This is a genomic window from Halobellus sp. EA9, assembly GCF_051195055.1.
Lineage (GTDB): Archaea > Halobacteriota > Halobacteria > Halobacteriales > Haloferacaceae > Haloquadratum > Haloquadratum rubicundus.
Genome location: NZ_JBNTJW010000006.1, coordinates 193,654 through 210,960, shown reverse-complemented (window position 1 = coordinate 210,960; position 17,307 = coordinate 193,654). Strand labels below are relative to the sequence as shown.

Annotated in this window: 24 protein-coding genes and 1 tRNA gene; 10 read left to right on the top strand and 15 right to left on the bottom strand. The window is 68.2% G+C overall.

Annotated features, from left to right (window positions below; translation table 11 throughout):
• Positions 1 to 39: 39 nt before the first annotated feature.
• On the bottom strand, positions 40 to 363 hold the full coding sequence (locus ACQUQ0_RS09960) for a hypothetical protein (RefSeq protein ID WP_435184874.1): 324 nt from the start codon (positions 361 to 363) through the stop codon (positions 40 to 42).
• Between the two features lie 100 nt (positions 364 to 463).
• On the opposite strand from ACQUQ0_RS09960, the gene ACQUQ0_RS09955 reads away from it, so the two are divergent.
• Positions 464 to 676, top strand: coding sequence for a ribbon-helix-helix domain-containing protein (locus tag ACQUQ0_RS09955; RefSeq protein WP_372390997.1), 213 nt, complete (start codon positions 464 to 466; stop codon positions 674 to 676).
• A gap of 22 nt (positions 677 to 698) precedes the next feature.
• Here ACQUQ0_RS09955 and ACQUQ0_RS09950 read toward each other — a convergent pair whose 3' ends face one another.
• From ACQUQ0_RS09950 to ACQUQ0_RS09935, 4 genes are all read right to left on the bottom strand, one after another.
• Positions 699 to 1,118 carry a hypothetical protein gene (locus ACQUQ0_RS09950; protein ID WP_435184873.1) on the bottom strand — a complete coding sequence of 140 codons (420 nt, stop codon included), beginning with the start codon at positions 1,116 to 1,118 and terminating at the stop codon, positions 699 to 701.
• Positions 1,119 to 1,184: 66 nt separating this feature from the next.
• On the bottom strand, positions 1,185 to 1,871 hold the full coding sequence (locus ACQUQ0_RS09945; RefSeq protein ID WP_435184872.1) for a hypothetical protein: 687 nt from the start codon (positions 1,869 to 1,871) through the stop codon (positions 1,185 to 1,187).
• Positions 1,872 to 2,015: 144 nt separating this feature from the next.
• Positions 2,016 to 2,090 (bottom strand) — tRNA-Val (locus ACQUQ0_RS09940).
• A gap of 207 nt (positions 2,091 to 2,297) precedes the next feature.
• On the bottom strand, positions 2,298 to 3,614 hold the full coding sequence (locus ACQUQ0_RS09935) for an RNA-guided endonuclease InsQ/TnpB family protein (RefSeq protein ID WP_435184871.1): 1,317 nt from the start codon (positions 3,612 to 3,614) through the stop codon (positions 2,298 to 2,300).
• Positions 3,615 to 3,652: 38 nt separating this feature from the next.
• Here ACQUQ0_RS09935 and ACQUQ0_RS09930 point away from each other — a divergent pair, with 38 nt between their 5' ends.
• Positions 3,653 to 3,796 carry a hypothetical protein gene (locus ACQUQ0_RS09930; RefSeq protein ID WP_435184870.1) on the top strand — a complete coding sequence of 48 codons (144 nt, stop codon included), beginning with the start codon at positions 3,653 to 3,655 and terminating at the stop codon, positions 3,794 to 3,796.
• A gap of 223 nt (positions 3,797 to 4,019) precedes the next feature.
• On the opposite strand, the gene ACQUQ0_RS09925 is transcribed toward ACQUQ0_RS09930, so the two are convergent.
• Together ACQUQ0_RS09925 and ACQUQ0_RS09920 are read right to left on the bottom strand one after the other, a co-directional pair.
• Entirely contained in the window at positions 4,020 to 4,553 is a 534-nt protein-coding gene (locus ACQUQ0_RS09925; protein WP_372390988.1) for a cob(I)yrinic acid a,c-diamide adenosyltransferase, read from the bottom strand.
• Positions 4,550 to 4,795, bottom strand: coding sequence for a glutaredoxin family protein (locus tag ACQUQ0_RS09920; protein ID WP_435184869.1), 246 nt, complete (start codon positions 4,793 to 4,795; stop codon positions 4,550 to 4,552). Before ACQUQ0_RS09920 ends, ACQUQ0_RS09925 begins: the two co-directional genes overlap by 4 nt.
• 98 nt (positions 4,796 to 4,893) lie before the next feature.
• Between ACQUQ0_RS09920 and ACQUQ0_RS09915 the strand changes: the two genes are divergently transcribed.
• Complete coding sequence (locus ACQUQ0_RS09915; protein WP_372390984.1) at positions 4,894 to 5,082, top strand: zinc finger HIT domain-containing protein; 189 nt, start codon at positions 4,894 to 4,896, stop codon at positions 5,080 to 5,082.
• 25 nt (positions 5,083 to 5,107) lie between these two features.
• Here ACQUQ0_RS09915 and pyrF read toward each other — a convergent pair whose 3' ends face one another.
• Complete coding sequence (pyrF, locus tag ACQUQ0_RS09910) at positions 5,108 to 5,917, bottom strand: orotidine-5'-phosphate decarboxylase (RefSeq protein ID WP_435184868.1); 810 nt, start codon at positions 5,915 to 5,917, stop codon at positions 5,108 to 5,110.
• 100 nt (positions 5,918 to 6,017) lie between these two features.
• Between pyrF and hmgA the strand changes: the two genes are divergently transcribed.
• The gene (gene hmgA, locus ACQUQ0_RS09905) at positions 6,018 to 7,271 is read left to right on the top strand and encodes a hydroxymethylglutaryl-CoA reductase (NADPH) (protein WP_435184867.1); all 1,254 of its coding nucleotides are present in this window, start codon (positions 6,018 to 6,020) and stop codon (positions 7,269 to 7,271) included.
• A gap of 22 nt (positions 7,272 to 7,293) precedes the next feature.
• Here the strand turns inward: hmgA and ACQUQ0_RS09900 are convergent, their stop codons facing one another.
• From ACQUQ0_RS09900 to icd, 6 genes are all read right to left on the bottom strand, one after another.
• The gene (locus ACQUQ0_RS09900; RefSeq protein ID WP_435184866.1) at positions 7,294 to 7,653 is read right to left on the bottom strand and encodes a hypothetical protein; all 360 of its coding nucleotides are present in this window, start codon (positions 7,651 to 7,653) and stop codon (positions 7,294 to 7,296) included.
• Positions 7,654 to 7,655: 2 nt separating this feature from the next.
• Positions 7,656 to 8,189: a DUF5817 domain-containing protein gene (locus ACQUQ0_RS09895; protein ID WP_435184865.1), complete on the bottom strand. Its 534-nt coding sequence runs from the start codon at positions 8,187 to 8,189 to the stop codon at positions 7,656 to 7,658.
• Between the two features lie 272 nt (positions 8,190 to 8,461).
• Positions 8,462 to 9,595 carry a Gfo/Idh/MocA family protein gene (locus ACQUQ0_RS09890; protein ID WP_435184864.1) on the bottom strand — a complete coding sequence of 378 codons (1,134 nt, stop codon included), beginning with the start codon at positions 9,593 to 9,595 and terminating at the stop codon, positions 8,462 to 8,464.
• A gap of 70 nt (positions 9,596 to 9,665) precedes the next feature.
• Entirely contained in the window at positions 9,666 to 10,022 is a 357-nt protein-coding gene (locus tag ACQUQ0_RS09885) for an amphi-Trp domain-containing protein (RefSeq protein ID WP_435184863.1), read from the bottom strand.
• A 5-nt stretch (positions 10,023 to 10,027) separates the two neighbouring features.
• Positions 10,028 to 10,195: a hypothetical protein gene (locus ACQUQ0_RS09880; RefSeq protein ID WP_372390972.1), complete on the bottom strand. Its 168-nt coding sequence runs from the start codon at positions 10,193 to 10,195 to the stop codon at positions 10,028 to 10,030.
• Positions 10,196 to 10,267: 72 nt separating this feature from the next.
• Positions 10,268 to 11,530, bottom strand: coding sequence for an isocitrate dehydrogenase (NADP(+)) (gene icd / locus ACQUQ0_RS09875; RefSeq protein WP_435184862.1), 1,263 nt, complete (start codon positions 11,528 to 11,530; stop codon positions 10,268 to 10,270).
• A 240-nt stretch (positions 11,531 to 11,770) separates the two neighbouring features.
• Here icd and ACQUQ0_RS09870 point away from each other — a divergent pair, with 240 nt between their 5' ends.
• A complete protein-coding gene (locus ACQUQ0_RS09870; RefSeq protein ID WP_435184861.1) occupies positions 11,771 to 12,430 on the top strand; it encodes a DsbA family oxidoreductase in 660 nt (219 codons plus the stop codon).
• A gap of 12 nt (positions 12,431 to 12,442) precedes the next feature.
• Here the strand turns inward: ACQUQ0_RS09870 and ACQUQ0_RS09865 are convergent, their stop codons facing one another.
• Positions 12,443 to 12,844 (bottom strand): winged helix-turn-helix transcriptional regulator, encoded by a 402-nt coding sequence (locus tag ACQUQ0_RS09865; protein WP_372391630.1) that lies wholly within the window; start codon positions 12,842 to 12,844, stop codon positions 12,443 to 12,445.
• 116 nt (positions 12,845 to 12,960) lie between these two features.
• On the opposite strand from ACQUQ0_RS09865, the gene ACQUQ0_RS09860 reads away from it, so the two are divergent.
• The 5 genes from ACQUQ0_RS09860 to ACQUQ0_RS09840 all read left to right on the top strand — a co-directional run bounded on the left by ACQUQ0_RS09860 (position 12,961) and on the right by ACQUQ0_RS09840 (position 17,303).
• Positions 12,961 to 13,962, top strand: coding sequence for a ring-cleaving dioxygenase (locus ACQUQ0_RS09860; RefSeq protein ID WP_435184860.1), 1,002 nt, complete (start codon positions 12,961 to 12,963; stop codon positions 13,960 to 13,962).
• Positions 13,959 to 14,606, top strand: coding sequence for an alpha/beta hydrolase (locus ACQUQ0_RS09855; RefSeq protein WP_435184859.1), 648 nt, complete (start codon positions 13,959 to 13,961; stop codon positions 14,604 to 14,606). Before ACQUQ0_RS09860 ends, ACQUQ0_RS09855 begins: the two co-directional genes overlap by 4 nt.
• A 60-nt stretch (positions 14,607 to 14,666) precedes the next feature.
• Positions 14,667 to 15,560, top strand: coding sequence for a type II methionyl aminopeptidase (gene map / locus ACQUQ0_RS09850; protein ID WP_435184858.1), 894 nt, complete (start codon positions 14,667 to 14,669; stop codon positions 15,558 to 15,560).
• Complete coding sequence (locus ACQUQ0_RS09845) at positions 15,557 to 16,135, top strand: HIT family protein (protein WP_435184857.1); 579 nt, start codon at positions 15,557 to 15,559, stop codon at positions 16,133 to 16,135. The genes map and ACQUQ0_RS09845 overlap by 4 nt, the downstream gene beginning before the upstream one ends.
• Positions 16,136 to 16,310: 175 nt before the next feature.
• Positions 16,311 to 17,303: a cation diffusion facilitator family transporter gene (locus ACQUQ0_RS09840; protein WP_435184856.1), complete on the top strand. Its 993-nt coding sequence runs from the start codon at positions 16,311 to 16,313 to the stop codon at positions 17,301 to 17,303.
• Positions 17,304 to 17,307: the final 4 nt, after the last annotated feature.

The window sequence follows — 17,307 nt, the reverse complement described above, 5'->3', positions numbered from 1 at the left end:
CCTCTTTTCACTATCGGGCCGTTCTGCGAAACATCCGGGCTAGAACGGCAAGAGCGCTCGAAGCTGCGAGAACAGGCCGCCGCCGGAGGCGCGGTACTCCTCGAGGACGGGGTGGAGGGCGTCCAGGAACTCCCGTTCGCTCTCGAACCGGCTCTGTCCGGCAGCCGCGAGCGCCTCCGAGAGCGCGACCGTGTTGTCGTTGGCGTCGTACGGGATCGCGGGGTCGCCGAGCGCCCGGACGATCTCGTCTGACGTCGCCGGGAACGTGAGATTCGCCTCCGAGAGATAGGGGTCGAGCGCCGCGATACCGAACTCCAGGGATTCGGGTTCGTCGTCGCCCTGCTGCGGTGGTCTGACAGCCATCCCCGGGTGATAGGTTCCCGGGGGTCGAAAAACCCCCGGCTCCGGACGAGCCGAGGGAGTCCGCAGGGTTTTGTGTGTGCCTCGCCTCACTCACACGACGATGACGGAGTACACCACGGTCTCGATCCCGAAGGACCTCGCCGAACGCGTCGACGACACCATCGAGGGGACGAGCTTTTCGAGCACCAGCGACCTCGTGCGGTTCCTGCTCCGGAGCATCGTGATCCAGTACCAGCGCGAGGGCGAACTCACCGAGGCCGAGTTCGAGGACATCGCCGCCCAGCTCGCCGACCTGGGCTACCTGGACCGCTGACTCGGCCCGAAATCGCCGCAGGCTACTCGCCCAAGAGCGACTCCCGCGGAGGATCGGCATCCACCACGTCGAGATCGAGCCGCCGATCGTTGCGGTCGAAGGCCGCACACGAAGAGCCCTCCCAGGGCGGGACCGCGACGAGGAGCGCCGCCGCGAAGGTGTCCTCCCGCGTCGCCGCCAGCGGGCCCTGCGGGTGGGAGACGAACCGCGCCCGGCCGCGGCCGGCGGGCGTGCCGAGGTCCATCCCGAACACGGCCGACACCGACTCGCTCGTCTCGGGGAAATAAAAGTGCGTCAACACCGACGTGTCGGCGTCGAGCCCGAGGTCCGCCTCGAACTCGCCGGCCGGCGTCGACGCGAGCACGACGCTGACCGGCGTCGGCTCCTCCGCCTCTGCCATCTCCAAGAGCGCGTCGAGGAGCCCGCGGGTGATGTAGACCACGCCAGCCCGAACGGCGCGCGGGCCCAAAATCCCGTCGGCATTCCCTCGACGGCGCCCGCTCGGTCCCTACGGTAACAGCTCGCGAAGCATCTGCCCGTAGGCGCCCGGCATATTCCGGCGGGCGCCGTCGAGCGTCTCGCGCAGCGTCGCCGCCGCGTCGGTCGTCACGCCCGCGCCGTGACCGACGAGGACGCGCTCCGGATCGTGGCCCCTGAGCGCACGTCGCGGCGGAAGCGGTCGCAGGACGGGATGGATGCCGAGCCGCTCGCCGGGCGCACAGAAGAACGACGCCGTTCCGACGGCCTCCGGAACGAGGAGGGTACCGTCTTCGGGGTGGACGAAGCCGACCTCCTGCCACCGCGGGAGGCTGGAGTCTCGGAGTTTGAACGTCTCGATTCCGGAGTCGCCGAGTTCGCCGTCGTAGCGCCGCACCGGGGCGTCGAGATCCCGTTCGACGCCGGACATCCAGCGCGGGAGGTACACCGGGACCTCGTGGCGCGTCGCCACTGCCGCGGCGTCGCGTTTGTGGCGGTCGAGCCCGAGGGCGACGCCGACGACGTCGCCGAACTCGGCCAACAGATCGTCGAGGTCGGGCGCGTCGACCGGATCGATAACCCAGACGCCGCCGTCGTCGCCGACGAGCGCGTGGCTGGCGCGCTGCATCTCTTCGTCGGGATACGCGATCCAGCCGACGCCGCGGTCCCAGCGGTCGATCTCTCGGTAGCCGTCCGTCTCGCCGCCCTTCATCGGCATACCTGCCCTCGGGACGCGACAGGGATAAACTACGCCGTTGTCAGGTGTTTTATGCTGCCCAGACCTCCGCTCACTCGGTCGGATCCGCCCGTTGATTCCCCAAAGCGACTTACCGCTGTCGCTCTTCGTTGCGTTCGTCAGAAGTGGGCTGGGGCAGATTCGAACTGCCGACCTGCTCCGTGTGAAGGAGCCGTCATAACCGGACTAGACCACCAGCCCTTGATTACCTATTTCGTATACGGTTCCTTAAACGGATTGGATTCGAGTTTTGGCCCAGGGATTATTCTTTCAATCGAGTCGGGGGGGAACGTGTCCGTCATATGTGTATGCAAGATGGTGGATTCGCTACGCGACTTTTGCCGTGTGAAGGCGACTTGACATCCTCCCATCCCTGAAGGGATGGGATTCCTCCGGTAGAGATGGCGGCTATGCCGTGCCTACGGAGGCAAGTTTCCCGTCGCCGGTACTCTGGTCTGTACGCTTCTCGTTGGGACTCGCCCTCTCGGGAGAGTATGGTAGCTCCGACCAGTTGTGGTCATCCCACTTGAGACGTACGGGCCGTGCCATCGACCCAACTTCCAGATTTATGCCAGCCTGTCGTTCAAGGAACGTTCGCGACGCGCCGAGATCGGCGTGCCCCTTGTGGCCACAGGAACACCGGAATACGTCGCCGTTCCGGTCCGTCTCCTCTCGCTCGCCACAGATCGGACATTCTGCCGTGGTGTACGCTTCTGATTCAACTTCGACTGTGATGCTGTACTCCTCGGCGGTCGTGGCGAGACGATTGATGAATGACCGATACGCCCAGAACTGATGCGTCTTCTCGTTCACTTCAGCGCTCCAGTGTTCCGAGAGAACGTCGGTGAGGTCACCCACGTATACCGTCGCCACGCCTTCCTCGTATAGTCGTTCCATCAAATTTCGGACGAGCGTGTCTTGCGCGTGGTCCCGTCGTCGTGTCCGCTTGCGGTAGAGGCGTTGAATACGCCGACTGCTGTACTGACCCTCGCAGAGTTTCGACTGCAAGCGCGCGATCTCCTCGGTGGTCTCGCGGAAGCGGGTGAACAGGTCGCGGCCCTCGTAGAGGTACTGCTGACCGGTCGTGGTCGTACAGGCGACGAAGTTGTTCGCGCCCACGTCCAAGGCAGCCGATTCCTCGGCTAATGGTGAGTCCTGTCGAGAATCGGGGACGGTGACAGGCTGAATGGACCTGAACGTATCGGCCACCTCGTCGTAGTACAGTTCCAACCGACCCTGTTCGCCCTCCCATTTCGGGTCCCCAGCGACTTCGAGGCGCAGGCGATCGTGGTAGCCAAGGCCGTACTCGTCTTTGAGGTCTTGACCGACAGGGATTTCGAGTCGACTCCGATCGCCGGTTTTGAGGGTGTACTGGTCGTGGCGGATATACGTCCGCAAGTCCCGCCCCTCGTCCTCGTTGCCCCAGTAGCCGGGCGGGGCAGTGTTCTCGCCGTCGTCTCGGGCAGCGAAAAACGACCGCCACGCTTCGGAGTTCTTGCGTATGATCTGTTGGGCGGTGGCGGAGCTGAGGACACCGACGTACCGTTTGCGGTAATCAGCGGTTTCCCATACCGACTCTCCGTTGAAGAACTGCTGACGCCGCTCGTAATTCAACTCATTCCAGAGGCTGGCGGAGGCATCCAACAGATTGCGGAGCAGTTGCTCGTCCTGCTCTGAGGGCGGGCGCACCGCGAACGTGTTGGTTCGCCTCACGACAACAGACACTCGTATTTATTTGTCCATATGTCTTATGGACATAAACGATGCGACCGAACATCGATATCTCGCACACGCTGAATGGGCGCGTGAAAGACTACGCCGAACAGCAGAATCTGAGCCTCGAAGATGCCTATCGAGAAATTATCAAAGCGGGATTGGAAACGGTGGTACATCCAGACGACCCGTAGCGCGTGTGTTGCTGGCCTACTCTGTCGTTTACACACTCCGATGAACAGGTAGACTTCCGCTTGCAACGTACTATGACTGGATTAGACCACCGACCGCGAATCGATGTTTCTCCATAGCCGGACTCAAGCGATCTCCTCCGAGGCTCCTTCATACTGATTGTATAACTGATCACCGGTACTCATCGTCCCACTACCGGTGAGCACCGATAAGGAGAGATAACAATCAGTACGACGGCGACTCCTCGGGCACGCCGTCCCGGGCGTTCACCAGCCGTCCGAACACGAACAGCGCGTCCGAGAGCCGATTGAGGTAGCGGATCGCCTCCTCGTTCACGGGCTCGTCGGCCGCGAGCGCGACGGCGCGGCGCTCGGCGCGGCGGACGACCGCCCGCGCGTGGTGGAGTGCCGCGCCCGACTCGCTCCCGCCGGGCAGAATGAACGACGTCAGGGGTTCGAGTTCCTCGTCGGCCTCGTCGATGGCGTCCTCCAGTTCCTCGACGTGCTCGGCGGTCACGACCGGGTCGTCCTCCTCGGGAGTGGGGTTCGCGAAGTCCGCCTGGACGATGTGGAGGTGGTTCTGCACCCGTTCGAGCGTCTCGTCGACGTCGTCGTAGCCGGTGGGCCGCGCGGTGCCGATCACGGCGTTGGCCTCGTCGACGGTGCCGTAAGCCTCGATCCGGGCGCTGGTCTTCGAGACCCGCGACATATCCCGCAGGTCGGTCATCCCCTCGTCGCCGCGGCCGGTGTAGATCTTCATCGGTTCGCGAGGGTCGTCTCGACGTACTCGATGATGTTCTCGCTCTCGCACATCGTGACGCCGCGTGCGTCGTCGATCAGGACGGGCACGGCGCGCTGGCCGCTCACGCGCTTCACCTCGTTTCGCTTCGAGTGGAGCCCCTCGACCCACTCGGTCTCGTAGTCGATCCCGTGGTCTTCGAGCGCGTCTTGGACCGCCTCACAGTACGGACAGCCGTCGAGCGCGTACAGCGTGATGCCCATATCCTTTCCTTGGACGCCGGCACAAAGAGCGTTGCTCGTGCGTCGCCGCCGGGAGCGACGCCCCCGCGACTCAAGTGCCCGCGCCCGCAACGTCGACTATGAGCGTGACGGGCGCCTGTCAGGTGTGCGAACAGCGCGAGGCCGAGTACGCGTGCCACCGCTGCGGCGCGGCCGTCTGTTCGGTCCACTTCGACCAGGACCGCGGCGTCTGCGTCCACTGCGCCGACCCCGAGGGCCGCGACGACGTGTTCGCCGAGGGCGACGGGGACGTGCCCGAGTTTCGGTGATCAGTGCGCAGCACAGAACACCGCATCAGCCCTCGCGGTACTGATTCAGCCGCTGCTTCAGCCGCTTGGCCGCGTTTCCGGCGGCCGTCGCGAACGCCTCGCCCTCGTCCTCGCCGGCGAAGATGATCCCCCGCGAGGAGTTCACCAGGCCGACGCCGTCCGCCAGCCCGTGCTTCACGGCCGCCTCTGCATCGCCGCCCTGCGCGCCGATTCCCGGCACGAGGAACGGGAGGTCGGGGACCTGCTCGCGGATCGAGTCCAGTTCCTCGGGCGCGGTCGCGCCCACGACGAGACCGACGTTGCCGTGTTCGTTCCACAGGTCCGCGAGCGCCGCGACCCGCTCGTAGACGGCCTCGCCGGAGGCGAGTTCGAGGTCCTGGAGGTCGGCGCCGCCGGGATTCGAGGTCCGACAGAGCACGAAGATCCCCTTGTCCTCCCGGTCCAGAAACGGCTGGAGGGAGTCTCGGCCCATATACGGATTCACGGTGATGGCGTCGACCTCGTCGAGCAGCTTCGCATACTGTCGCGTCGTGTTGCCGATGTCGGCCCGTTTCGCGTCGAGCAGGACGGGCACGTCCTTGCCGTGGGCGTACGCGACCGTCTCGCGGAGCGCGCGCCAGCCCTCCGCGTCCTCGTAGAACGCCGCGTTCGGCTTGTAGCAGGCGGCGTGTTCGTGCGTCGCGTCGATGATCCGGCGGTTGAACGCCCACTGCGGGAGGTCCTTTTCGGTCAGGTGCTCGGGGAGCCGCGAGCGGTCGGCGTCCAGTCCTACGGAGACGACGCTGTCGATTCGCTCGATCCGGTCGGCGAGGCGCTGGAAGAACGGCGCGGTCATACTCGGACCTTTCCTCGGGGGGACGAGTAGGTTTCCCTTCGGCTCCCCTCCGAGGGCCGGAACCGGAAACCGTTAGGGCCGTCCCCCGGAACGAGGGCCTATGACCGACGCCGACGACGCTTCCGACGCCGACGACGCTTCCGACGCCGACCCCGAATCGCTCGCCGAGCGCGTCCGCGCGGGCGACCTCCGGCTCCACGAACTCGACGACCACGCCGACGCCGACGCGGCGGCCGCGGCGCGCCGGCTGGTCGTCGAGGGCGCGACAGACGCGTCGCTGGAGTCGATCGGCAACTACGGCTTCCCCGCCGAGCGCGCGGAGTCGAACATCGAGAATATGCTCGGGACCGTCCAGGTCCCGGTCGGCGTCGCCGGCCCCGTCGACGTGAACGGCGGCGCGGCCGACGGCGAGACGTACCTCCCCCTAGCGACGACCGAGGGCGCCCTCCTGGCGAGCGTCAACCGCGGCTGTTCGGTCCTCTCCCGAGCGGGCGGCGCGAACGCGCGCGTCCTGAAGTCGGGGATGACCCGCGCGCCGGTCTTTCGCGTCACCGACGTCGTCGAGGCCGAGGCGCTGGTCTCGTGGGTCCGGGACAACACCGACCGACTGGCAGAGGCCGCCGAGTCGACGACGAGCCACGGGGAGGTCCTGGACGTGACGCCGTACGTCGTCGGCAACTCCGTCTACCTCCGCTTCCGCTACGACACCAAAGACGCGATGGGGATGAATATGGCCACGATCGCGACCGAGGCCGCCTGCGACGTCGTCGAATCGGAGACCGAGGCCGAACTCGTCGCGCTCTCGGGGAATCTCTGCACCGACAAGAAGCCCGCCGCGATCAACGCCGTCGAGGGCCGCGGCCGGACCGTGACCGCGGACGTGACCATCCCCCGAGAGGTCGTCGAAGAGCGGCTCCACACGACCCCCGGCGACATCGCGGAACTGAACACGCGAAAGAACCTCGTCGGCTCCGCGAAGGCCGGCAGCCTCGGCTTCAACGCCCACGTCGCGAACGTCGTCGCCGCGATGTTCCTCGCGACCGGCCAGGACGAGGCTCAGGTCGTCGAGGGCGCCAACGCCATCACCACAGCCGAGGAGCGCGACGGCGACCTCTACCTCTCGGTGTCGCTGGCGTCGCTCGAAGTCGGCACCGTCGGCGGCGGCACCAAGCTCCCCACGCAGTCGGAGGCGCTCGACGTCCTGGGGGTTCGGGGCGGCGGCGACCCGGCGGGCTCGAACGCCGACGCGCTCGCCGAGTACGTCGCGGTCGGCGCGCTCGCCGGGGAACTGTCGTTGCTCTCGGCGCTCGCCTCGCGGCACCTCTCCAGCGCGCACGCCGAACTCGGCCGATAGCGGGGCCGACCCCGAACGCGCCTCACTCGCCGAACGGGTCGACGAGAAGCAGCGTTCCGATACCGACCAGTCCCGCGCCGACAAGCAGGAGCGGCTGTTCCGACAGCCCGGCCGCGGTTGCGCCTCCGCTCTGTCCGACCGCCGATCCCAGCGACAGCAGTAGCCACCCCAGTCCGGACAGCGAGAAACCGACGCCCCGGCGGCGCTGGCTCTGGATCACCGCCGCGCCGCCGAGCAGCGTGTGACCGGCCAGGAACGCCCCGCCGGCGACGACCAGGCGGCCGGTGAGGGCCGCCGCGGCCCCGCCGGCGAAACACGCGACGACGACGAGGCGGACCGCGGTGCCAGCGAGGCCCGAGCCGCCGGATGGATCGCCCGCCATCCTCACAGGAGCCGGTAGGTCCCGCGGGACTCCGAGGCCTCGCCGCGGCGGGTGAGCTTCTCCAGCAGATCGCGGGCCGCTTCGGCGGGCACGCCCCGCTCTGCGGCGTAGTCGGCGACGTCGTCGGCCGTCGGCGACTCCAGGGTCCGAAGCGCCTCGCGGACGATCTCCGGTCGACTCGGGCTCGATCCGGCCTGCCCCGCGGACGCCCGCTCGCCCGCGGCGTCGATCTCGTCGGCGTCGAGGCCCGATCCCTCGATGTACTCCCTGTCGTCGACGCCGCGCTTGTCGAGGTCGCGCTCCATCTCCGCGACGTGGGCCGTCTCCGCGAAGGCCTCGCTGTTGCCGCCGCGCTTGGCCAAGAGCGCCGAGCGGGCCTGCCTGGCGGCCTCCCTGTCTTCGTCCTCGACGAACCGCCGGAGCTTCTTCGTCCGGTGGGTCCGCCCGCACTGGGGACACGTGGCGGTCTCGGCGGCCCGCGGATCCTTCAGGAGCCAGAGGTGCTCGCAGTCGGTGCAGCCGACGACGGCGTACATACCTCCGCTTCCGCGCGGCCGGATTTGAACCTTCGGCCGTACGAAAGATGCTGCGGGAATAGGAACGACACCGGTGGGGTGGCAATGGTGTTGAAATCGGAAGCCCCCGCGCGCTCGACTCGGGGCCTCGCTGCGCTCTTCGTCGTTCGCGGTGCTTGCGTCGGCCGACTTCGTCGAGCGCACGGCCCCTTCCAGTCCTGCCCGATGTGGGTCCTGGATCGGCTACCGCAATCCTTCCTCCGACTACGCGGAGCGACCTCCCAGCCTCCTGTTCACACCGACACCCACTCGCCGCGCTCGTCGCTCCGCTGGATCGCGTCGAGCAGCCGCTGGATCTCGAGTCCGTCCCGGAAGTCGGGCGCGAACGAGCCGTCGCCCGCGACCGCAGTGAGGAACTCGTAGTTCTCGTGGACGTGGGTGTGCTCCCAGCCGAGGACGTGCCCCGGCGGCCACCAGTGGTCGAGGTACGGGTCGTCCTCGTCGGTGACCAGAATCGTCTCGAAGCCGCGGTCGTCCGCACCGCAGACCGCCAGTTCGTTGAGCCGTTCGAGGTCGAACCGGATCGATCCGCCGGTCCCGTTGAGTTCGATCTCGTTGGCGTTCGTCCGGCCGAGTGCGGTCCGCGAGGCCTCGAACAGCCCCGTCGCGCCCGATTCGAACTCCACCTGGGCGGTGTAGGCGTCGTCGACGGTGACCGGTCGCGTCTCCGGGTCGCTGTATTCGTCGCTGTCGCCGTCGCCGCCGCTCCCTTCGACCGGCCGCTCGTCCACGAACGTCTGCAGGTGCCCCGACAGGCGCGCCACGTCGTCGTCCAGCAGGAACCGCGCGAGGTCCAGCGAGTGCGCACCGAGGTCACCGAGCGCGCCCGAACCCGCCATCTCCTCGTCGTTGCGCCAGCTCCAGGGCGCCTCGGGATCGACGAGCCAGTCCTGGAGGTAAGTCGCCCTGACGTGCCGGAGGTCGCCGAGGAAGCCCTCCTCGACGAGGCGCCGCGCGTACCGGATCGCGGGCACGAAGCGGTAGTTGAACGCGACGCCGGCGGTCGCCTCGGAGCTCCGGGCGGCCGCGGCCATCCGCTCGGCCGCGTCCAGCGTGTGCCCGAGCGGCTTCTCGCAGAGGACGTGCGTCCCGGCGTCGAGCGCGGCGATCGACGGCTCGGCGTGGAGGTGGTTCGGCCCGAGGTTGTAGAGGACGTCCACCTCGTCGACGGCCTCCCGCCAGTCGGTCGCGTAGCGGTCGAAGCCCAAGCGGTCGGCGGCCGATGCGAGCGCCTCGGCATCGCGCCCGACGAGTACGTCGCGGTTCGTCGCGGGCGCGTCGGGGAAGAACATCGGTAGTCGCGCGAGGGCGTTGGCGTGCGCCTGTCCCATAAACCGGTAGCCGAGGAAGCCGACGTCGAGTGTCATCGGAGCATACCCACTGCCCGCCTCTGCGCATAGCCGCAAAAAACCGCCCGGTCACCCGATCGAAAACGGGCTACTCGACGTCGGGCGCCGTCTCGTCGGTGCGTCCCGGCAGCTCCAGTTCGATTTCGAGTTCGGGCTCGCCGACTCCCTCGAAGTCGATTTCCAGGCCGACGGGCTCGCCGAACGCGAAGGGAAGCTCCCACTCGTCGGTCGCGATCGTCAGTTCGTCGCCGTCGCGGAGCTGTTCGCCGAGTTCGACCAGAAACCGGCCGGCCTCCTCGGCGTCGAGCCGGTACGACTCCTCGAAGTCCCGTCCGGTCCTGATCGTCGTACGCTCGGGCTCCGCGTCGGTGCCGGCTTCGTGGTCTGAGTCGGGCTCGCTCTCCGTGTCGGCGTCGCCGTCGCCGTCGATGTGTGGCTCGGCCATCGTCGCTACCGGGGAACCTCGACCGTCAGGTCGCTCGCGATCCACCCCTCCGTGTTCCCCGATTCGAGAAAGACCGACCGACCGGGACGACTCTCGCAGACGGTGATCTCGGGACCTCGGTTCGACTCCGACCGCGACGTCGGCTCGACGTGCGAAGGAATACCGGCGGCCATCGGTTCTGTTTAGGCCGGCCTAAATCAAAAAGGGTGCGGTTCGGGGTCGGGCTCGCCGCTAAGAGGCGGGGGTCACGCCAGGTCGTGGATGTTCTCGACGACGGCCTCGGCGAACTCCGAGGTCGCGAGCTTGTTGCCGCCCTCGATCTGCCGTTCGAGGTCGTAGGTGACGTCGCCCTCGGAGATGGTCTTCTCGACGGCGTCGCGGATGAGCGTGCCGGCGTCCTTCCAGCCGATGTACTCGAACATCAGCCGGCCGGAGAGGATCATCGCGGTCGGATTGACCTTGTCCTCGCCCGCGTACTTGGGCGCGGAGCCGTGGACCGGCTCGGCCAGACAGAGGCCCTCGCCGAAGTTCGCGCCCGGCGCGATGCCGAGGCCGCCGATCTGCGCGCCGGCGGCGTCCGACATGTAGTCGCCGTTGAGGTTCATCGTCGCGATGACGTCGTACTCGTCGGTGCGGGTCAGGATCTGCTGGAGCATGTTGTCGGCGATCCGGTCCTTGACGACCAGCTGGTCCTCGGGGGCCTCGCCGTCGTACTCCTCCCAGAGCTCGTCTTCGGTGATGGCGACGTCGCCGTACTCCTCTTCGGCGACCTCGTAGCCCCAGTCGCGGAACGCGCCCTCGGTGAACTTCATGATGTTGCCCTTGTGGACGAGCGTGACCGAGTCGCGGTCGTTCTCCAGGGCGTACTCGATGGCCTCGCGGACGAGGCGCTTCGTGCCGAACTCCGTGATGGGCTTGATGCCGATCCCGACGGGGCCGTCGTGGATGACGTCGTCTTCGCCCATCTCGCTCTCGACGAACTCGCGCACCTGCTCGACTTCGTCGGTGCCGGCCTCCCACTCGATGCCGGCGTAGACGTCCTCGGTGTTCTCTCGGAAGGTCACCATATCCATCTTCTCGGGATTCTTGACGGGCGAGGGGACCCCGTCGATGTGGTAGGTCGGGCGGACGTTCGCGTAGAGGTCGAGCTTCTGCCGGAGCGCGACGTTCAGCGAGCGGTAGCCGGCGCCGACGGGGGTCGTGAGCGGCCCCTTGATCGCGACGCGGTGCTCCTTGATCGCCTGCACCGTGTCGTCGGGGAGGTTCTCGCCGTACTTCTCGCGGGCGGACTCGCCGGCGTAGAGGCGCATCCACTCGACCGAGCGGCCCGTGGCCTCCGCGGCGGCGTCGAGTACCTTCTGTGCGGCGGGTCCGACGTCCGTTCCGATTCCGTCGCCGTGAATGATCGGGATGATCGGCGTCTCGGGGACGTCCAACTCCCCGGTCTCGGCGTCGGCGAGCGTGATCTTCTCCCCCGCGTCGGGGACTTCGACCTTGTCGTAGCTCATAAACATCCGGCACTTTCCGTACCGAGCCTAAATTACTGCCGTTATCGTTCCGACTTGCCCGCCGGATTTCGCAATTTCTGCCGCGGTGAGCGGTCGTTCCGCTGTTTCGCCCGGCATACTCGGATGGCATTTCCGTGTGGATGTTCGGACCGGTCACAACGGCGCGACGGGTTCTTGTGTTCGGACCGGTCGCAACGGCGGGACGGGTTCTTGTGTCCGGACCGCCTCCGGTCGCATACGATGTCAACGGACACGACAGACCCGGACAGCGCGGCCGAAAGCGACGTGATCACGATCTACTCGGACTACGTCTGCCCGTTCTGCTACTTGGGCCGCCGATCGCTCGACGCCTACCAGGCCGACCGCGACGCGGAGTTGGAGATCTACTGGCACCCCTTCGACCTCCGGTCGGGCAAGCGCAACCCCGACGGGACGATCGACCACGACGCCGACGACGGCAAGGACGACGCCTACTACGAGCAGGCCAAGGAGAACGTCCGCCGGCTCCAAGAGCAGTACGGCGCCGACGAGATGGAACTGGACCTGGCGACCGAGGTCGACTCCCTGCCCGCGCAGGTCGTCTCCGTGGCCGTCCGCGAGGCCCACGACTACGAGACGTGGCTCGACTTCGACGAGGCCGTCTTCGCGGCGCTGTGGCACGCGGGCCGCGACATCGGCGCCGAGGACGTGCTGGTCGATCTCGCGACCGACGTGGGCGTCGACGCCGACTTCGTCCGCGACGCGCTCGCCGACGAGGAGCGCCGCTCGGCGATCCGCGAGCAGTTCCGAGAGGCACAGCAGCGCGGCATCACGGGCGTTCCGACGTTCGTCTACGAGGGGTACGCCGCCCGCGGTGCGGTTCCGCCCGAGCAGCTCCGGCGGCTGGTCGAAGGCGAGTGAGGGAACCGATCGCTACTCGGCGGCTTCGGTCTCGTTCGGGTCGTCGGTCTCTGAGCCGCCGTCAGCGGCGACCGTCGCGGGGTCGTTCCCCGCCGGCGGCGCGTCGAGCCACTCTTCGGCCCACGCCTCGATCTCGTCGAAGACCGGGCAGAGCGACCGGCCCTTCGGGGTCAGCGAGTAGAACGTCGCCACCGGCGCGTCCTCTTCGAGCCGCCGGTCGACGAAGCCCAACTCCTGGAGGTCGTCGAGGACGCGCGAGAGCGTCCGCGAACTGGCGTCGGTCGAGCGCTTCAGCTCGTTGAACCGCTTTTCGCCCTCCTGGAGGTCGTGCAGGACGATCAGGCGCCACTGCGAGCCGATCTGTTCCAGCGAGTCGATCACAGAGCAGGGTTCGTCGTCGGATTCTGGGGACACGGGCGTCACCTGGTCACCCGTTCGTCCGCGAAGGTACAAACCCTTTCGCCTCTATAATAGGTATCACAGCGATACCGGGTCGGCGGCGAAGCGCCGCCGCTCCTCGCCTCCACACCATGCAAACCACTGGAATCCACCACGTCACCGCCGTCGCGGGCGATCCGCAGACGAACCTCGCGTTCTACACCGAGGTCCTCGGCCTGCGGTTCGTCAAGCGCACGGTCAACTTCGACGACACGACGACGTACCACCTCTACTACGGCGACGAGACGGGCACGCCCGGCACGGCGCTCACGTTCTTCCCCTTCGACGGGGCCCGCGCGGGCCGGCCGGGTCGCGGCCAGGCCGTCGCGACGGCCTTCGCCGTCCCCGAGGGGAGCCTCGGCTACTGGGCAGACCGCCTCCGCGACTCGGACGCGACCGTCGGCGACCGCGAGACGCGGTTCGGCGCTGGCGTCCTCCCCTTCGAGGACCCCGACGGCCAGCCGCTCGAACTGGTCGAGGCCGACTCCCCGATCGAGCCCTGGTCGGAGGGTCCCGTCCCGGCCGAACACGGCATCCGCGGCTTCTTCGGCGTGACCCTCCACTCGGCGGAGCCCGAGGCGACGGGGAACGTCCTCGACGTGCTCGGACTCGCGCGCGTCGGCTCCGAGACCGAGCCCGACGACGGCGCAGAGCGCGTGCGGTACGCCGCAGACGGCGACCGCGCGACGGTCGTCGACGTCCTCCACCGGGGACCGCCGCGGGGCCGCCCCGGTGTCGGCACCGTCCACCACGTCGCGTTCCGCGCGGCCGACGAGGACGAACAGCTGGCCTGGCGCGAGGAACTGCAGGACGCGGGCCAGTTCGTGACGCCCCAGAAGGACCGCCAGTACTTCAAGTCGATCTACTTCCGCGAGCCGGGCGGGATCCTCTTCGAGATCGCCACCGACGGGCCGGGGTTCACCGCCGACGAGTCGGTCGCGGAACTCGGCTCGGAACTCAAGCTCCCGCCGTGGCTTGACGACGAGCGCGAGCGGATCGAGGCGTCGCTGCCGCCGCTCGGAGAGCCCGGATCGATCGAGGGCGACGAGACCGAAAGACCGACGCCCGCGACGGACGGAGGTGACGGCGAATGAGCGGATCCGATCCCCACGCCGACCAGCCGATCCGGACCGCCGGCGTCGCGCCCGAGGAGGCGGACGCGGCGGTCGTGCTCGTCCACGGCCGCGGCGCGCGCGCCGACGGGATGCTCCAGTTCGCCCAGGAGTTCGCCCGCGAGGGCGTCCACTACGTCGCGCCGCAGGCCCAGCGCGGCACGTGGTACCCGAACCGCTTCGTCGCGCCGATCGAGCAGAACCAACCCCATCTCGACTCCGCGCTCGCGCACGTCGGCCGCGCCGTCGACGAGGCCCGCTCGGGCGGGCTCCCGCCCGAGAAGGTGGTTCTGGTGGGCTTCTCGCAGGGGGCGTGTCTCGTCTCGGACTTCGTCGCCCGCGACCCGGAGCGCTACGGCGGGCTCGTCCTGCTCTCCGGTGGGCTCATCGGCGAGGAGGGCACCGACTTCGACTACGCGGGCGACGTCGACGGGATGCCGTTCTTCCTCGGCGTCAGCGACGACGACCCCCACATTCCGATGTCGCGGGCGGAAGCGACCGTCGAGGTGTTCGAGCGCCTCGGCGCCGACGTGCGCTTCGACCGCTACCACGGCCGCGGCCACGGCATCTTCGAAGAGGAGATCGAGTACCTCGGCGACCTGCTCTCCGAGGTCGCGGGCGCGTAGGTCCCCGACCGAACCGCAGCGTTCGGAACCTCTTTGGGCGCCTCGGCCGACTGTCCGGGTATGAGCGACAGCGACGGACTCGACGACGAGACGCTGGAGAAGTACCGCGAGGCGGGGAGCGTCCTCCGGCAGGTCCTCGACGAGGCCGCCGAGAAGGTCGAGCCCGGCGTCACCCACCTGGAGGTCGCCGAGTTCGCCGAGGAGCGGATCCGCGAGCTCGCCGACGGCTGTGCCTTCCCGGCCAACATCAGCGTCGACGAGGAGGCCTCCCACGCGACGCCCGGCCGCGACGACGACACCGAGTTCGGCGAGGAGCTGGTCTGTCTGGACTGCGGCGTCCACGTCGACGGCTACATCGCCGACGCGGCCGTGACAGTCGACCTCTCCGGGAACGCCGAACTCGTCGAGGCCGCCGAGGAGGCGCTCGACGCCGCGCTTGAGGCCGTAGGACCGGGCGTCCAGACTGGCGAGGTCGGCGCTGCGATCGAGGACGTGATCCGCGGCTACGGCTACACGCCCGTGCTCAATCTCTCGGGCCACGGCGTCGCCCAGTACGACGCCCACACGGGGCCGACGATCCCGAACCGCGGCACAGAGCGCGGCGTCGAACTCGAAGTCGGCGACGTCGTCGCGATCGAGCCGTTCGCCACGACCGGGAGAGGAAAGGTCTCGGAGGGCTCGAACGCGGAGATTTATAGTTTGGAAAACGACCGCTCGGTCCGCAACCGCTCGGCGCGGCAGGTCCTCGATCAGGTGAAAGACGAGTACAAGACGCTTCCCTTCGCCGCCCGCTGGCTGGAGGGCTCCCGCGCGGAGATGGCGCTGCGCCGCCTCGAACAGCAGGGTATCCTCCACAGCTACCCCGTGCTGAAGGAGGACGACGGCGAACTGGTCAGCCAGGCCGAACACACCGTCGTCGTCACCGAAGACGGGTGTGAGATCCTGACCGAATGACCGAGCCCGACCGGGACCAGCTCTTCGCGCCGTGGCGGATCGAGTGGGTCGAGCGCGACGGCGACGAGGACGACGTCGACGGCTGTCCGTTCTGCGTCCTGCCCGAGCGCGACGCGGATAGGGAGAGCCGGATCGTCGCCCGCAGCGAGCACGCCTTTGTGATCCTGAACAACTACCCGTACAATCCGGGCCACGTGATGGTCATCCCCGAGCGCCACGCCGGCGAGTGGGGATCGCTCTCGGACGCCGAACTGCTCGATCACGCCCGCCTCAAGGTGGCGACGATCGACGCCCTGGAGATCGGGCTCGGTCCGGACGGCGTCAACGCGGGCGAGAACCTCGGCGGGTCGGCCGCGGGCGGGTCGATCGACGACCACGTCCACACGCACCTCGTCCCCCGGTGGAGCGGCGACACGAACTTTATGCCCGTGATCGGCGATACGAAGGTCATCGTCGAGGCCCTCGACGACACCTACGATCGCCTCCACGACGCGTTCGCGTCCCTGTCGGCGGCCGTCGACGAGGAGTACGCCGACGACCCCGAGCGTGCGGTCCGGCTCGATTTCGACGGCTGAGTCGGACGCGCGATTGCTGACCCATCCCGTTCGGGCGGGACTGGAAGGGGCCGCCTTCCCCGAGACGGCGGGGGCTTCCGAGGTCGTCGCTGTCGCGTTTACGACTTCACCAGCGAGGAAGTCACAGTAGTACAGGACCGAAGCGCCTTAGCCGTCCGCCCGAAACCAACGACCGATGAGCGACGACCGCAGGCGCGTCGTCCGCCGCGTGGGGGCGATCGTCCTCGCCGTCAACCTCGCGCTCGCGCTCGCGAAGGGCGGGGTCTGGTGGATCTCGGGGAGCCTCGCGGTCGGCTCCGAGGCGGTCAACAGCCTCGCCGACAGCGTCTACAGCATCGTCGTCCTCGCCGGCCTCTATCTCACGACCCAGCCGCCGGACTTCGAACACCCCCACGGCCACGAGCGCATCGAGCCGTTCGTCTCGCTGTTCGTCGCGGTCGGCGTCTTCGCCGCCGGCGGCGCGGTCCTCTGGAACGCCACGACCTCGGTCCTGAACGGCACCTACGGCGTCGACGGCGGCGCGGCGGCGGTCGTCGTCCTCGCCGGCACCGCGGGCGCGAAGTACGGCCTCTACCGCTACTGCCTCCGGATCGGCGAGGAGCGGCACTCGCCGGCCGTGACCGCCGCCGCGCTCGACAACCGCAACGACATCCTCACCGCGGCCGCCGCGCTCGTGGGCGTCCTCGGCGCGGCCGCCGGAGCGCCGATACTCGATCCGATCGCGGGCGCGGTCGTCTCGCTCGGCATCTTCTACACGGGCTATGAGATCGTCCGCGACAACGTGAACTACCTCGTCGGCGCCGCGCCGCCCGAGGAGCTCCGGCGGGAGATCATGGAGCGCGCGCTCGCGCACCCGGAGGTCCGCGGCGCGCACGACGTCGTCGCCCACTACGTCGGCCCCGAGGTGGACGTGAGCCTCCACATCGAGGTCGAGGGCGATATGACGCTGTTCGAGGCCCACGACATCGAGTCCGAGGTCGTCGAGGCCGTCCGGTCGATGCCCGAAGTCGACGACGTGTTCGTCCACGTCGATCCGAAGGAACTCGGCGAGTGGAAGCCCGACCCCGAGGCCGACCGGCTCGCCGGGATCGACGACGATCGCGGCGCTGACGGGAACGACGGCGCCGACAGCAGCGAGGCGGACGCGACGACGGACGAAAATTCGTAATCAG

Coding starts and splice junctions, on each gene's coding strand:
- ACQUQ0_RS09860 (WP_435184860.1), top strand. CDS start 12,961: ATGCAAACCACTGGAATCCACCACGTCACCGCCGTCGCGGGCGATCCG.
- ACQUQ0_RS09945 (WP_435184872.1), bottom strand. CDS start 1,871: ATGCCGATGAAGGGCGGCGAGACGGACGGCTACCGAGAGATCGACCGC.
- ACQUQ0_RS09895 (WP_435184865.1), bottom strand. CDS start 8,189: ATGTACGCCGTCGTCGGCTGCACCGACTGCGAGCACCTCTGGCTCCTG.
- ACQUQ0_RS09900 (WP_435184866.1), bottom strand. CDS start 7,653: ATGGCGGGCGATCCATCCGGCGGCTCGGGCCTCGCTGGCACCGCGGTC.
- ACQUQ0_RS09890 (WP_435184864.1), bottom strand. CDS start 9,595: ATGACACTCGACGTCGGCTTCCTCGGCTACCGGTTTATGGGACAGGCG.
- icd (WP_435184862.1), bottom strand. CDS start 11,530: ATGAGCTACGACAAGGTCGAAGTCCCCGACGCGGGGGAGAAGATCACG.
- ACQUQ0_RS09960 (WP_435184874.1), bottom strand. CDS start 363: ATGGCTGTCAGACCACCGCAGCAGGGCGACGACGAACCCGAATCCCTG.
- ACQUQ0_RS09855 (WP_435184859.1), top strand. CDS start 13,959: ATGAGCGGATCCGATCCCCACGCCGACCAGCCGATCCGGACCGCCGGC.
- map (WP_435184858.1), top strand. CDS start 14,667: ATGAGCGACAGCGACGGACTCGACGACGAGACGCTGGAGAAGTACCGC.
- ACQUQ0_RS09930 (WP_435184870.1), top strand. CDS start 3,653: ATGCGACCGAACATCGATATCTCGCACACGCTGAATGGGCGCGTGAAA.
- hmgA (WP_435184867.1), top strand. CDS start 6,018: ATGACCGACGCCGACGACGCTTCCGACGCCGACGACGCTTCCGACGCC.
- pyrF (WP_435184868.1), bottom strand. CDS start 5,917: ATGACCGCGCCGTTCTTCCAGCGCCTCGCCGACCGGATCGAGCGAATC.
- ACQUQ0_RS09925 (WP_372390988.1), bottom strand. CDS start 4,553: ATGAAGATCTACACCGGCCGCGGCGACGAGGGGATGACCGACCTGCGG.
- ACQUQ0_RS09885 (WP_435184863.1), bottom strand. CDS start 10,022: ATGGCCGAGCCACACATCGACGGCGACGGCGACGCCGACACGGAGAGC.
- ACQUQ0_RS09845 (WP_435184857.1), top strand. CDS start 15,557: ATGACCGAGCCCGACCGGGACCAGCTCTTCGCGCCGTGGCGGATCGAG.
- ACQUQ0_RS09955 (WP_372390997.1), top strand. CDS start 464: ATGACGGAGTACACCACGGTCTCGATCCCGAAGGACCTCGCCGAACGC.
- ACQUQ0_RS09870 (WP_435184861.1), top strand. CDS start 11,771: ATGTCAACGGACACGACAGACCCGGACAGCGCGGCCGAAAGCGACGTG.
- ACQUQ0_RS09880 (WP_372390972.1), bottom strand. CDS start 10,195: ATGGCCGCCGGTATTCCTTCGCACGTCGAGCCGACGTCGCGGTCGGAG.
- ACQUQ0_RS09915 (WP_372390984.1), top strand. CDS start 4,894: ATGAGCGTGACGGGCGCCTGTCAGGTGTGCGAACAGCGCGAGGCCGAG.
- ACQUQ0_RS09920 (WP_435184869.1), bottom strand. CDS start 4,795: ATGGGCATCACGCTGTACGCGCTCGACGGCTGTCCGTACTGTGAGGCG.
- ACQUQ0_RS09840 (WP_435184856.1), top strand. CDS start 16,311: ATGAGCGACGACCGCAGGCGCGTCGTCCGCCGCGTGGGGGCGATCGTC.